Genomic DNA, 14250 nt, shown 5'->3' on the forward strand with positions numbered 1-14250 from the left:
AATAATGGTCAGAGCCCTGCTTCGCGTAACCTGTTTGGATAGTCGGTTATAATACCATCAACGTCCAGTGCTTTCAGTTTTTTCATTTCGTTAACATCGTCCACTGTCCACGGAACAATTTTAATATGCTTAGCGTGGCATTTGCTCACCAGCTCCGGTGTTACCAGCTTATAGTTTGGATTATAGAAAAACGGCGTAAAGCCCAGTTGCGCCAGGTGCTGATCGAACCCGTTCTTTTTATCATCTGTCAGAAATCCAAGTGCCATATCAGGATACCTGCGGTGCAGTACCTGTAGTGGGCGCATGTCGAAAGACTGCACCAGCAACCGTTTCCCAAGCGGTTGTAATTGTTTTACGGCCATCAGTTTGTCCATATACTCTTCCGGCGCCGGCTGTTCCTTACCATCCGTTTTTTCGGAAGATTTTATTTCCAGCAGATAATAAGGCGCGGGCAGGTGATGCGCTTTCGTATAGGCTTCCACGGAGTCTATCATTTCAGACAGCAGTGGTGCGTAGGAGCGCATGCGCTGTTGCTCCGGGTAGGCCGGGTATGGTTTTTCACCGATGATAAACGGGCGGATATCAGCATAGTTCATCTGGTAAAAAACATAGTCCGTGTGTTTCTCCGCAGGGATATCTTTTCCATCCGGCATGGTGGTATACGATGGTGTAAAAGAGGCATCGTGGTATACCATTACCTGCCCGTCTTTGGTGATATGTACATCAAACTCAATGGTATTGGCACCTTCGGTTAAGCCGCGGTACATAGCGGGAATGGTATTCTCCGGCATCAGGCCCCTTGTGCCGCGATGTCCTACTGTATAGAAAGAAGGGTATCCATTTTTTGCGGTCGTAGTTGTTTTGGCTGTTTTACAGGCATTAAAGGTGCATATCGCGGCAACTGCCATTGCGCTGCCTATAAGGCTGATATTGATCTTTTTTTTCATTGTGCGTGGTTCTAACGTGTTATTAATTGCGTATATCGGTAAACGTTATTTACTTCAGTAACAGGTATAATGAAGCGGCGAGTACAGCACCGGCCACTGGTCCGAAAACGGGTACCCAGGAATAGTTCCAGTCGCTGTGTCCTTTTCCTTTTATTGGCAGCAGCGCATACATGATACGCGGCCCCAGGTCCCTGGCCGGATTGATGGCGTAGCCGGTAGTGCCGCCGAGCGACAACCCGATAGACCATACCAGCAACATTACCGGCAGTGCGCCGAGAGAGCCCAGGCCCATCGGCGTTTTCTCCGGTCCTACTTCTGCATTGGTAAAATAGAAGATGGTAAAAAGCAATACAAAGGTGCCGGTAGCTTCGCAGATGAAGTTGCGCCAGATATTTCGTATAGCCGGCTCCGTGCAAAACACGGCGCGCTGCAATCCTTTGTCCGGTGTGTTATTGAGATGATCTTTGTAATTGAGCCATACCAGCGTAGTGCCCAGCATAGCGCCCAGCATCTGCATGGCAATAAACAAAGGCACATCAGTCCAGTTGAATTTGCCGGCTGTGGCCAGTGCGATGGTAACAGCGGGATTAAGATGCGCGCCGCTGTAAGGGCCGGCAAACACTACTCCAACAAATACGGCCAGCGCCCAGCCGGTGGTGATCACGATCCAGCCGCTGCTGTTACCTTTTGTTTGATGCAGTACCACGTTGGCTACCACGCCGTTTCCCAGCAGCAGCAATAAGGCGGTACCTATGAATTCAGCTAAATAAGGATACATAGTTTATAATTTTATTGGTGAGCCCATGCTTTTGCGGCATTTACTGCGCGGTTCCATCCGTTGATCCATTGCTGCCGTTGTTCCTGTTCTAATTTTGGAGAGAAGCATTTTTCCATTTTCCACTGGCTGGCAATTTCTTCCAGGTTCTGCCAGTAGCCGGTAGCCAGTCCGGCGAGATAGGCTGCTCCCAGGGCGGTTGTTTCTGTAATGCCCGGGCGCACTACTTTTGTTTGCAGGATATCTGCCTGGAACTGCATCAGCAGGTTGTTGCCGGTAGCGCCGCCATCTACTCTTAATTCCTTTATGCTGATGTTGGCATCTGCTTCCATTGCTTTCAGCACTTCCATGGTTTGATAGGCGATACTTTCCAGTGCGGCGCGTGCAATATGCGCGGCGTTGGTGCCACGTGTCATGCCTACGAGGGTACCGCGCGCGTGCTGGTCCCAGTGCGGGGCGCCAAGCCCTGCGAAGGCGGGCACCAGGTATACGCCGTCGTTTTGCTCCACGCTGGCGGCCAGCGCTTCCACTTCAGAAGAGGCCCGGATGATACCAAGACCGTCGCGCAGCCACTGTACAATAGCGCCGGCGATAAAGATGCTGCCTTCCAGTGCGTATTGTACCTGTCCGTTTACTTTCCAGGCTACTGTAGTGAGGAGATTATTTTTGCTGATGATGGGTGTGTCGCCGATGTTCATCAGCATAAAACAACCGGTGCCATAGGTGTTTTTCACCATGCCGGGAGCCGTACACATTTGTCCGAAGAGGGCCGCATGCTGATCGCCGGCAACGCCGGCAATGGGGATTTGTACGGCAAAGATGCCGGGCGCGGTTTCGCCGCATACTTCGCTGGATTGTTTTACTTCCGGCAGCATAGATGCCGGGATATCCAGCATGGCCAGCAGTTCATCGTCCCACGCCTGTGTGTGGATATTAAACAGCATGGTGCGGGAAGCGTTGGTGATATCGGTTGCATGCACGGCGCCGTGAGTGAGGTTCCAGATCAGCCAGGAGTCTACTGTTCCGAAAGCCAGCTTGCCTTCGTTGGCGCGTTCCCGTGCCCCGGACACATTGTCCAGGATCCACCTGATTTTTGTTCCGGAGAAGTAGGCGTCAATAACAAGACCCGTTTTTTCGCGTACCAGCGTTTCTTTGCCTGCAGCTTTAAGATCGTCGCAGAAAGCGGCAGTGCGCCTGTCCTGCCATACGATGGCATTGTACACCGGCTTACCGGTTTCGCGGTCCCATACCAGGGTGGTTTCCCGTTGGTTGGTGATGCCAATGGCAGCGATGTTGCCGCCTTCCAGCCCTACTTTCGCCATTGCTTCTGTGGCTACGCCGATCTGGCTGCTCCATATTTCAGCGGGATCGTGTTCCACCCATCCGGGTTGCGGGAACAGTTGTGTGAATTCTTTCTGCGCCGTGGAGATAATTGCGCCGGCTTTGTCGAAGATAATGGCCCGTGAGCTGGTTGTGCCCTGATCCATTGCCATAATGTATCTGATCATGTTTTTCTTTTTCTACGTGGATGTTTACGTGGATGTATTCTTTTTCGTTTAGTCTATGCCGTAACCTTCAGTTGTTTATAGGTAGTACCGTTTTTCAGGAGGTAGTGTTGTGCCACCTGCATAAAATCCTTCACCTGTTTTTGTTGCCAGGTGATGTCTTTGTTCATTTCTGCAGCCATGATCGCAGCTACTGCGGGCGCCATGTCTATAGCGGCCTGCGCATCCAGGAAAAGTGCGCGCAAACGCCTGGCCAGCACATCTTCCACGGTTTGGGCCATTTCATGTTTTACTGCCCAGATCACCTGTGCTTTGATGTAGGGCAGGCGTGGGTGCAGCTGTTCTTTCATGCCGGGGTACAGTGCCATAAATGCCTGTATCCTGGCGGCGTCGCTGCCGTATACGTCCAGCGGTGCAGGCGCGGAAGGTTGTTGCTGGTACCCGTGGATATGCAGCGATTTTGTTTTGCATCCAACCGGTACCAGTCCGCCGGTTTTGATGGCCTGATCCACTGTATCTTCCGCCATCCTGCGGAAGGTGGTCCATTTACCGCCGGTGATGGTAATCAGTCCGGAGGGGGCTACCAGTATTTTATGACTGCGGGAAATTTCCTTTGTGCTACCGGTTTCTTTTTGTGGCGCTGCCAGCGGACGTAACCCGGCGAATACGCTGAGTACATCTTCACGGGCAGGCGGACGATCAAGATATTTACCTGCGGTATTTAAAATAAAGCTGATCTCTTCTTCCAGTGCAATGGGTTCCATGCTGTGTTCATCGAGCGGCGTGTCGGTGGTTCCCAGCAGTACTTTATTATTCCAGGGCACGGCAAACAGTACGCGGCCATCGTCCGTTTTCGGGATCATGATAGCGCTTTTGCTGTTGAGGAAAGAAGGGTCCAGCACCAGGTGTACACCCTGACTGGGTTTCACCATATTAGGCGCTGCGGGGTTGTCCAGTTGCAGTACTTCATCTACAAATACGCCGGTGGCGTTGATCACTGTTTTGGCCCGGAGGGTGAAGGTTTCATTGGTTTCCAGGTCCTGTGTGCGTACGCCGCTTATTTTGCCGGCGCTGTTTTTAACGAGGCCATTTACTTTGAAGTAGTTGAGCAGTACGGCGCCGTTTTCAACGGCGGTTTGTGCGATGTCTACTGCCAGGCGGGCATCATCAAACTGTCCGTCGTGATAAACGATCCCTCCTTTCAGTCCTTCTTTCCGGATGGTGGGCAGCCTGTTGATCACTTCTGCCCTGCCGATATGCCGGGAGCGTCCGAGGCTCAGTTTCCCGGACAGGAGATCATAGATTTTGAGGCCGATGGTATAAAAGGGGCCTTGCCACCAGTTATACTGCGGGATGATAAATTGCTGGTTATGGGCCAGGTGCGGGGCGTTGTTAAGCAGCAGTCCTCTTTCGTACAGGGCTTCCCGTACGAGGGCGATATCGCCCTGCGCCAGGTATCTTACGCCGCCATGTACCAGTTTGGTACTGCGACTGGAAGTTCCTTTGGCGAAGTCGGCCTGTTCCAGCAACAGGGTCCGGTAATTCCTGGTGGCGGCATCCATAGCGATACCAAGACCGGTAGCGCCGCCGCCTATAATGATAAGATCCCACGGTTGTTCACCTGCTTCCTTTAATTGCCTGATTGATTCAGTTCTTTTCATTTTATCTCCCTATAACTTTTAATTAGTTTCATTTGTTTTCTTTACAATAGTAATAAAAACAAAAAGAAATAATTCGAAACCAAAGTATAAAATAAAATGAAAAAGGTGAAAAAGTTATTGATGAGCGGAAAAGAAACAAAAAGAAAAATATAAATTACTATAAATCAATATTATTACATATAATTATAACGTCTCTATAACTTCATTTTATTTCATATCTTATTTTATGAGATAAAAACGAAGGATACTAACCAGCTAATATGTAACCATAATTAACTAATTGAAACAAAATTACCGGATATTTGTAAGGAGCATTTTTTTCAGATTATCCCGTGTCAACACACTTTAATACGTTATTTTTATCTGATATGTCTATGATCAATATTGCGGAACGTCATAAGTTTATTCTCGGCAAACTGCACGAGAAAGGATATGTTAATGTACTGGAGCTATGTAAGGAGCTGGATGTATCGGGCGTGACTATACGAAAAGATCTCAAGCTGCTGGAGGACAAGTCGCTGTTATTCCGTTCACACGGAGGCGCTACGATTCACAATCCATATACAATGGACAAACCGGTGAATGAAAAGGAAAATATACGCCGGGAGGAAAAACAAATTATAGGGCAGGCCGCCGCCGCGCTCATCGTACCCAATGATGCTATCATTATAGCCTCCGGTACTTCTGTGCAGGCGCTGGCAAAAAATATCCAACCCAAAGGGCATCTTACCGTAATAACCGGCGCACTGAACGTAGCGCTGGAATTGCTGCGCCGGCCGGAGATTGAAGTGATCCAACTCGGCGGACATCTCCGTAACAGCTCTACTTCTGTTACCGGATCTTATGCAGAAAAAATTCTGGAAGATTTCTCGTGTAGTAAATTATTCCTCGGTGTGGATGGTATCGACCTGGAGTTTGGACTCACCACCACCAATATTATGGAAGCGCACCTGAACCAGAAAATGATGGCCACCGCGCAGAAAACCATTGTACTCGCGGATTCCAGCAAATTCGGAAAACGTGGCTTCGGGCGCATTTGCTCCCTGGAAGAAATAGATGAAGTTATTACCGACAGCGGTATCTCCGAACATATTGTGAAGAAAATGGAAGATATGGGCGTAAAAGTAACGGTAGTGTAAATAAAATCATCGTTTATTTTTTTCCAAACAATCGCGAAAACCAGGAGTTTTTTGGTTGTTCCTTAATGATTGGCCATTTGTATTTTCTGAAAGGTATTTCAGTCAACAATTCATCTCCATTTTCCTTAATAATATTAACTCCCAGGTGCCGGGCTGCTATATTGAAGGTAAACTCTTCCATCATCGCATCTTCATAATATTCAAACTCTTCTTTATCAGGCCTGTCACGGAAAAGTCTTTCCCCATCAATTACCACCGATTGTGCATAGATCTCTTTTTCTTCTTCCATTTCCTCACCATACATTCGAACAGGCGTTCCACTGCTTACGATTTTAAAGCGAAATTTTTCTCCTCCTTTAACCAAAGAATACATATGATAGTCCACCACACTGTGACAGGCTACTGTTAATATTTCGGAACCCGGGTATAAAGCAGACAATATATCTTCATAGTCGCTCAAGGCTTCCGGGCGTGCCTGCGTTTCCAGTACGCTAGTCAACTGATAATCATCACAAATAATAATACAATTATTGTACGTTCCTATATTCACCGACTTATCACGCGGACACATGCAAACATCTAGTGTAGTATTTTCAGACAATATGAGATTCCCGAATCCAAGATGTACCAACAAATCTTCTTCTGATATTTGTGTCATCGGATTCTTAATAGTAATCATAGATATCTTATATCCCATCAGGTATAGATTTTATCCTGTTAATACTCCGCAAACGCCCCGTCTTTATAACACCACAACCACTGTTCTCCCGGCTCCGCAGAAGATATCACCGGATGATCCGTTTGATGATAATGCTGCGTCATGTGCTTTGCGGGCGAGTCGTCGCAACAAAGCGTAACGCCGCAGGTTTGACAGGTACGCAGGTGCAGCCATTTACCATGATGCTTTACGCATTCTTCGCAAACATGGTTGGCGCTAACTTTTACCTCGGTAATTGCTTCAAGATGTGAACATAAAGCCATAAAAAAGATTTTAAACTTCTGCCAGGTACTTATGCACCAGGCTAATACTCATGGAGCCCTCTCCTACGGCGGAGGCCACGCGGCTCATAGCGCCGGACCGTACATCACCGGCTGCAAAGATGCCGGGACAGCTGGTTTCCAGCAGATAAGGTTCGCGGTCGAGCTTCCAGAGTTTACCAAAATAATCAAATGATTTCATTTCCCTGCCGGTTTGCACATAGCCTTTTTCATCTTTGATGATGAGATCTCCCAGCCAATCGGTATAAGGTCTTGCGCCGATAAAAATATATAACGCATCCGCAGGCACTTCTTTTACTTCATGTGTCTGCAGGTTTTCTATCTTCAGCTTTCCCAGCCGGTCGGTGCCCGAAGCCTCCACTATTTCGCTGTTGTTCAGAATACTGATATTGGGGATGTCGCGGATCTGATCTATCAGGTACGACGACATGGTAGCGTTGAGGTTTTCTTTCCTGATAAGGATGAATACTTCCTTTGCGAACTTAGACAGGTACACTGCTGCCTGGCCGGCGGAGTTACCACCACCCAGGATGTACACGCTGCGGTCGCGGCAGGAGGCCGCTTCCGTAGTAGCGGCGCCGTAATAGATTCCTGCGCCGGTGAACTTTTCTATACCAACGGTATCCAGCTTACGGTAATCCACGCCGGTGGTGATTACAACGGCGCGTGCATTTATTTCTGTGCCGTTTTCCAGGCAAACAATTTTGTAATCTGCTTTGAGTTTAATTTCTTTCACCGACTGTGGCGATAAAAATTCCGTACCAAACCTGGTGGCCTGTGTAATGGCGCGGCGGGTGAGTTCTGCGCCGCTCAATCCCGAAGGGAACCCCAGGTAGTTTTCAATACGGGAGCTGGTGCCTGCCTGTCCGCCGGGTGCATGGCGTTCTATCAGCAGGGTTTTTAATCCCTCGGAGGCGCCGTATACAGAGGCAGCCAATCCTGCAGGGCCGGCGCCAATGATCACTACATCGTAGATCTCATTTTTAAGCGTTGGATTCAATCCTATTTTCGCCGCAATATCAATGATGGCGGGCGCCTTCATTACTTCTCCCTGTTCCAGTATGACTACGGGTAAAGCAGATGTATCGAGGTTATTCAGCTGCAACAGCAATTTTCCTTCGTCGCCATTAGCATCAATGGAATGATAGGGAATCAGGTTGCTCGCCAAAAATTCCTTAATGCGGTAGGCATCTGACGAAAAAGGATAACCTACTACTTTAATCCCCTGAAATTCGGGCCGGTAGTCGGTTTGCCAATCGTCCAGCAGATCATTGATAATGGGATACAGCTTTTCTTCCGGCGGGTCCCAGGGTTTCTGAAGATAGTAATCCAGCCGTAGCTCATTGATGGCTTTGATGGCAGCGTTGGTATCGGAGTAAGCGGTGAGTAATACCCTTTTGGCGGCGGGGAATATTTCCATTGCCTGCTGCAGAAAATCAACGCCCTCCATTTCCGGCATCCGCTGATCGGAAATAAATATAGCTACGGTGTCGTTCCTGTTTTTCAGTTCCACCAGGCTTTGCAGCGCTTCGTTGGCAGACAGCGTGCTTAATATGCGGTACGACTTCCGGTAATACGATTTCAGGTCCTGCGTGATGGCGTTCAGCACCTGTCTATCATCATCAATAACAAATATTATAGGCAGACTCATATCTTCTACATTAATTATTCTCTATGGGAAATGAAATGGTAAAAATAGTTTTACCGGGTACGGAAGTTTGTTTCACCGATCCGCGATGGCGCTGTACGATCTGCGCTACTACATCCAGTCCCAGCCCCGTTCCTTTTCCCAGGTCTTTGGTGGTAAAAAAAGGTTCAAATATACGCGATTGTATTTCCTCCGGGATACCTGGTCCGTTATCGGTGATGGTTACATGCACACACTGGCGGTCCTTTGTGGTGGCTATTTCCAGCCGTCCTTTTTTTGCGGGCTCCATTGCATCCAGTGCATTATCCACGAGATTGGTCCATACCTGGTTCAGTTCTCCGGGCAGCGCTTTTATTTTTGGCAGTGAGGTATCAAAATTTTCCACCAGTTCCACATTGCCTTTTTTGAGGCGGTAATCCAGCATAATGAGTGTGTTGCTGATACCGCTGTGGATATCAATGAATTGTTTATCCGGCTCCTGGTCCATGTAGGTATATCTTTTCACGGCGCTTACCAGGTCGGATATTCTTTTTGAAGAGATCTGCAGGTCGCCTACCATCCTGTTGGCTTCCAGTGCACCATGTATCCAGCTGAAAATCACATCCAGGTGTGCGGGATCAAACAGCCGGCTGAAATCATCCAGGGTGGTAGTTTCCACACCATATTCCGCCAGTATTTCTGCTATTTCTATCCGGGAGATGTTTTTGCTCTCCAGCCAGTCTTCGATAGCAGTTGTTTTATCAGATAGTTCCAGCAGGGATGGCGCTTTTGACGGCTTGTTGCTCCACCACTGCTGCAGGTTATCAACAATGGCGGTGGCCTGTTCCTGTGATAAACACAGCGCTGCCATCTCTTTAAATATCGCGGGGATATGGCTGATATTTTCAAAGAGTTTATCCGAGCTTCTGCAAATGGCGGCTACCGGGTTATTCAGTTCATGGGCCAGCCCCGCGGATAATTTTCCCAGCGCCATCATTTTTTCATTCTGCTGCTGTGAGGAAGTGGTTTCCCGCACGCGGCTTGTCATGATATGCACCAGCGCTTCCGTTAGTTCGTAATGCTGCTCAATATGCGCTTTGATCTTTTCCGCGGGGCAAATCAGGATCCTGGTATCTTTCAGGCACAGGCCATTTCCCATTGCGGTTTTCACACGGGAGAACGGCAGCCAGCCGGTAATGTTATCGTCGTTCAGCTCTACAATTTCCCGGTAATGCCCGTTGATGGTGGCGGAGATACGTACCTTTCCTGAAATCACAATGATGGTGGCGATCACCGGATCACCGGCTTTAAACATCAGTTCGCCTTCCGGCACCAGCTTTTCTTCCGACTGGGAGATCAGCCACTGCAGCTGTTCCAGCGGCACCTCTTTGAGAGCAGGAATACTTTTTAGTTGTATTGCAGTGATAGGTTCCATAAAATAAGTGCTAATGGTCAGTGCTCAAATATAAGCTTTCAGCACCCCAAAAGCAAAAGGCCGCCCTTCCGGGCGACCCTGCTTATTTTAACCAGTAAAAAACCATATGCGCCCTACAATAATTCAAAGGTCTCTTTCAGCCTGATATCAGCCGATGACGCGCCGATCATCAGGTCGAATGTACCCGGTTCAGCTACCCATTGCAGCTGGCTGTTAAAAAACGACAGCTTTTCCTTATCGATCGTGAAGTGAACAGTTTTGCTTTCTCCCGGCTGCAGCTTTATCTTCTGAAAATCTTTCAGTTCTTTCACCGGCCTGGTAACGGATGCTTCCTGGTCTCTCAGGTACAGCTGTACTATTTCCTCGCCGGCATAAGCGCCGGTGTTGGTGAGTTTAAAGGCTACATCGATGGTTTTGCCACCGCTTATTTTATTGGCGCTCAGTGTAAGACCTTCATATTTAAAGGTGGTGTAGCTAAGTCCGTATCCAAAAGGAAACAGCGGGTCGTTGGCTACATCGAGGTAGTTGGAGCGGAATTTCTGCGTAGGCCCTTCCGGCTGCGGACGGCCCGTATTTTTATAATTATAGTAGATGGGAATCTGTCCTACATTCCGGGGGAAGCTCATGGTGAGTTTACCGGAAGGATTGTAATTTCCGAAGAGGACATCTGCAATGGCGTTGCCAGCTTCATGACCCTGGAACCATACTTCCAGCAGGGAAGTAGCCTGTTCATTTTCGGTGGTGAGGGTGAGCGGACGGCCGCTCATGAGTACCACTACCAGCGGTTTGCCGGTTTGCGCCAGTGCGGCTAACAGTTTACGCTGACTTTCAGGGATACCGATATCTGATCTGCTGGCCGCCTCTCCGCTCATTTCTGATGCTTCACCCACTACGGCTACCACTACATCTGCTTTGGCGGCGGTGGTGAGTGCTTCTGTGAGCAGTTGCTCCGGCGTGCGGGTATCGATGTCTATTCTTTCGCCAAATACATTTACTTTTTTGGCAAAGCTGGTATCATCGCTGATGTTAGCGCCTTTGGCGTAGAGGATATTCACACCGCTGCCGGCTACCTGTTTCATGCCATCCAGTACGGGTACCGATAACTGCGCATCGCCACTTACCGCCCAGGTACCCAGCATATTGCTTTTGTTATTGGCCAGTGGCCCAACCAGTGCGATGGTGCCTGATTTTTTCAACGGCAATGTTTGCCGGTCATTTTTCAGTAACACGCAGGAGCGGGCGCCCAGTTCCCTTGCTGCCTGTCTTTTATCTGCGCTCAGCACTTCTTTGGTGGCGGTAGCAGTGTTGCAGTAGCGGTATGGATCTTCAAACAGGCCGAGTTTGTATTTTGCTTCCAGTACCCGGCGGCAGGCATCATTGATTTCGGTGAGCGTTACTTTATGTTCCTTCAGGGATTGTTGCAAGGTGGTAACAAAACCTTCGCCTACCATGTCCATATCCACGCCGGCTTTTAATGCCAGCGCCGATACCGTTTGCAGGTTGCCGAGGCCATGCGCCATCATTTCATTGATAGCAGTGTAATCCGTTACCACAAAGCCTTTAAAGCCCCATTGTTTGCGGAGCAGGTCTGTCAGCAGCCATTTATTGGCCGTAGCGGGGATGCCATCAATTTCGTTGAAGGAAGTCATGACGCTACCGGCGCCGGCATCTATGGCCGCTTTATACGGCGGCAGGTAGTATTCATACATTTTGATGCGGCTCATATCGGTAGTGTTATAGTCCCTTCCGGCTTCTGCGGCGCCATACAGGGCAAAGTGTTTTACACACGCCATCACGCTGTTCTTATCACCCAGCCGGTTGCCCTGGTAGCCATGTACCATAGCGGCAGCTATTTTTGAACCGAGATAAGTATCTTCCCCGGAGCCTTCCGCAACACGGCCCCAGCGCGGATCGCGGGCGATATCCACCATCGGGGAATACACCCAGCAAAGACCATCGGCACTGGCTTCCGTAGCCGCCAGCCGGGCGCTGTGTTCAATCAGCGGCAAATCCCAGCTGCAGGATAATCCCAGCGGAATAGGGAAAGTGGTTTTGTATCCGTGGATCACATCCGATCCAAAAATCAGCGGAATTTTAAGCCTGCTTTTGGTAACCGCCAGTTCCTGTGCCTGCCGGATCTTTTCCACACCGATCACGCCAAACAAACCGCCTACATTGCCTTTGCTGATCTTCGCTTCCACATCACTGCTTACCACTGACCCGGTAAGCACACCACCACCTGGTGTGAGTAAGTTCAGCTGCCCGATCTTTTCTTCCAATGTCATTTTTCCCATCAGCGCGCTCACAAACGTATTCATTTTCGCGTCTGTTGTTTGCGCCTGTACCTGGCCGGCAACCGACAGGGCCAGCGCCACCAGCGCGCTTTTCAAAAGGGTATGTGTATGTTTCATACTGTTTGTTTTATTCTGCTTTTATCACTTTTGTTCTGGCAGATACGCCGTTTTCATTGATGGCCTCTATACAGAAATAATAGGGGCGGTCTTTGTCCATGCCTTTGAAGTAATAATCGTTGTTGTTATGCACCATGATACAGCTGTACAATTTATCCGGTGAGGTACCGGTATAAATGTTGTATGCGTACGCATTATCTACCGGCGACCATTTGATCCAGGCGCTTCGTTTATCTTTCTCAGTGCGAAGCACCAGCAGGTCTTTCACCGTATCCGGTGCAGCGCCGTTGCCGTTGCCAAATACCCTTAACCCGCTGAGTGCGAATTTTCCGCCGGACATATGGATGTTTTCCATTTTGATATAACGCGCCTGTACCGGTTTTGTTAATTCGATATAATCGTGCGGCACATCTTTCCGTTGTTTGCTTTTATCGGCCAGCATCTTCCAATGTTTTCCATCTTCCGAAAACCAAAGTATATACTGGTGATAAATATCCGTTTGCTTACCCAAAAATGGCGCATCCTGATCGGCATAATTTACCTGCACTGCATTTACGCGGCTAACTCTTCCGAGGTCTGTTTGTATCCATTCGCCCCTGTTGCCGGTGGCCGCGCTCCAGTATGTTTTTATGCTTTCATCTACGGCGTTATTGGGGAGATAACTGCCATACACGGAAGATACGGTAACTGGTTTGTTATAATTCAGCAGCATCCAGCCGGTAAACCCGGCGTTATCAAAAGCGGTGGTATCGGCGCTTCTTGAAATATAATGCGGGTAGTCGCCGAAAGAGGTGTTACAAAACATCACATCTTCCTTATCAAAACCGGCGGGCCAGTAACCGATACGGCGTTCAAAGCTGTTTTTCACAGCAATTACCATTGTAGATACATGCCACCAAAACCCTTTATTATCCTGGAATGTAGCGCCATGACCTGCGCCACGGGCATAACCCCCAGGCTTATACGAAACAGGGTCTGATTGCGGTGTAAAGGGCCCCAGCGGATGATCGCCTACCACTACTCCATCGGCATAGCCACTGAACTCTGTTCCGGGCGCACCGTATTGCAGGTAATATTTTCCGTGGTGCTTTGTCATCCAGGCACCTTCAATGAAGGGGTCCAGGAAAGTATTATCCAGGTTTTCCCCAAACCGTTGCCAGCCATAGCGATCCGGCTCCAGCAGGTACATTTCCTTTCTCGTGCCTTTTGGTTGCAGGGTACTGCGATTCATTTCCACGCCATACAACGGATAGCGGTTGCTGCTGCCGTTGTACATATACAAACGGCCATCGTCATCTGCAAAAAAAGCAGGGTCCCAGCCACCTATCTGCAGGGAGTCGATCGCTTCTTTCCATTCATTTCCTTTGGGATTGGTACTCATCCAGATGGGGAAATCGCTGGTATAGGTAGAGCCGAATACGAGCAAGGTATCGCCCATTACCCACGCTGCAGGAGCACATAGTTCATCATATACATGATGATACGGCTTCAGGAATTTCCGCTCTACAAAATGCCAGTTGAGCAGGTCCGGGCTCCACCAGTATCCCCATTGATTGGTGGAAAACAGGTAGTAGTCGCCTTTATAATTTACAATCACCGGATCCGCGGTGGCGCGGTGTTTCCCCCAGGTAGTAAAGTTGGGAATAGGACAATAGCCGTAATCAATATTCACCGGGTTACAATAGGTAGTTTGCGCAGTGGTATCCATGCATATGAACATGACCACCAGCGCATATATCCATCTTCTCATC

At 48.9% G+C, this 14250-nt stretch carries 11 protein-coding genes; 1 reads left to right on the forward strand and 10 read right to left on the reverse strand.

Annotated elements, in window-relative coordinates:
• Positions 1–8 precede the first annotated feature (8 nt).
• The 4 genes from B5Z18_RS09360 to B5Z18_RS09375 are packed head-to-tail and all read right to left on the reverse strand — an operon-like array spanning position 9 to position 4888.
• The gene (locus tag B5Z18_RS09360; protein WP_079469096.1) at positions 9–947 is read right to left on the reverse strand and encodes a glycerophosphodiester phosphodiesterase family protein; all 939 of its coding nucleotides are present in this window, start codon (positions 945–947) and stop codon (positions 9–11) included.
• Between the two features lie 49 nt (positions 948–996).
• Positions 997–1725 (reverse strand): MIP/aquaporin family protein, encoded by a 729-nt coding sequence (locus B5Z18_RS09365; RefSeq protein WP_079469097.1) that lies wholly within the window; start codon positions 1723–1725, stop codon positions 997–999.
• 11 nt (positions 1726–1736) lie between these two features.
• Positions 1737–3230 (reverse strand): glycerol kinase GlpK, encoded by a 1494-nt coding sequence (gene glpK / locus B5Z18_RS09370; RefSeq protein WP_079469098.1) that lies wholly within the window; start codon positions 3228–3230, stop codon positions 1737–1739.
• A gap of 53 nt (positions 3231–3283) precedes the next feature.
• Positions 3284–4888 carry a glycerol-3-phosphate dehydrogenase/oxidase gene (locus B5Z18_RS09375; RefSeq protein WP_079469099.1) on the reverse strand — a complete coding sequence of 535 codons (1605 nt, stop codon included), beginning with the start codon at positions 4886–4888 and terminating at the stop codon, positions 3284–3286.
• A 368-nt stretch (positions 4889–5256) separates the two neighbouring features.
• Between B5Z18_RS09375 and B5Z18_RS09380 the strand changes: the two genes are divergently transcribed.
• Positions 5257–6027: a DeoR/GlpR family DNA-binding transcription regulator gene (locus tag B5Z18_RS09380; protein WP_310009836.1), complete on the forward strand. Its 771-nt coding sequence runs from the start codon at positions 5257–5259 to the stop codon at positions 6025–6027.
• Between the two features lie 13 nt (positions 6028–6040).
• Here B5Z18_RS09380 and B5Z18_RS09385 read toward each other — a convergent pair whose 3' ends face one another.
• The 6 genes from B5Z18_RS09385 to B5Z18_RS09410 form a co-directional block, all read right to left on the reverse strand.
• Positions 6041–6724 (reverse strand): hypothetical protein, encoded by a 684-nt coding sequence (locus B5Z18_RS09385; RefSeq protein ID WP_079469101.1) that lies wholly within the window; start codon positions 6722–6724, stop codon positions 6041–6043.
• A 20-nt stretch (positions 6725–6744) separates the two neighbouring features.
• On the reverse strand, positions 6745–7008 hold the full coding sequence (locus B5Z18_RS09390) for a UBP-type zinc finger domain-containing protein (RefSeq protein WP_079469102.1): 264 nt from the start codon (positions 7006–7008) through the stop codon (positions 6745–6747).
• Between the two features lie 10 nt (positions 7009–7018).
• Positions 7019–8677, reverse strand: coding sequence for an NAD(P)/FAD-dependent oxidoreductase (locus tag B5Z18_RS09395; protein ID WP_079469103.1), 1659 nt, complete (start codon positions 8675–8677; stop codon positions 7019–7021).
• Between the two features lie 10 nt (positions 8678–8687).
• Positions 8688–10088: an ATP-binding protein gene (locus B5Z18_RS09400; protein ID WP_079469104.1), complete on the reverse strand. Its 1401-nt coding sequence runs from the start codon at positions 10086–10088 to the stop codon at positions 8688–8690.
• Positions 10089–10201: 113 nt separating this feature from the next.
• Complete coding sequence (gene bglX / locus B5Z18_RS09405; RefSeq protein ID WP_079469105.1) at positions 10202–12499, reverse strand: beta-glucosidase BglX; 2298 nt, start codon at positions 12497–12499, stop codon at positions 10202–10204.
• A gap of 10 nt (positions 12500–12509) precedes the next feature.
• A complete protein-coding gene (locus tag B5Z18_RS09410; RefSeq protein WP_079470021.1) occupies positions 12510–14249 on the reverse strand; it encodes a family 43 glycosylhydrolase in 1740 nt (579 codons plus the stop codon).
• Position 14250 lies beyond the last annotated feature (1 nt).

Origin of the sequence: Chitinophaga ginsengisegetis, assembly GCF_900168065.1 — a bacterium.
GTDB classification, from domain to species: domain Bacteria; phylum Bacteroidota; class Bacteroidia; order Chitinophagales; family Chitinophagaceae; genus Chitinophaga; species Chitinophaga ginsengisegetis.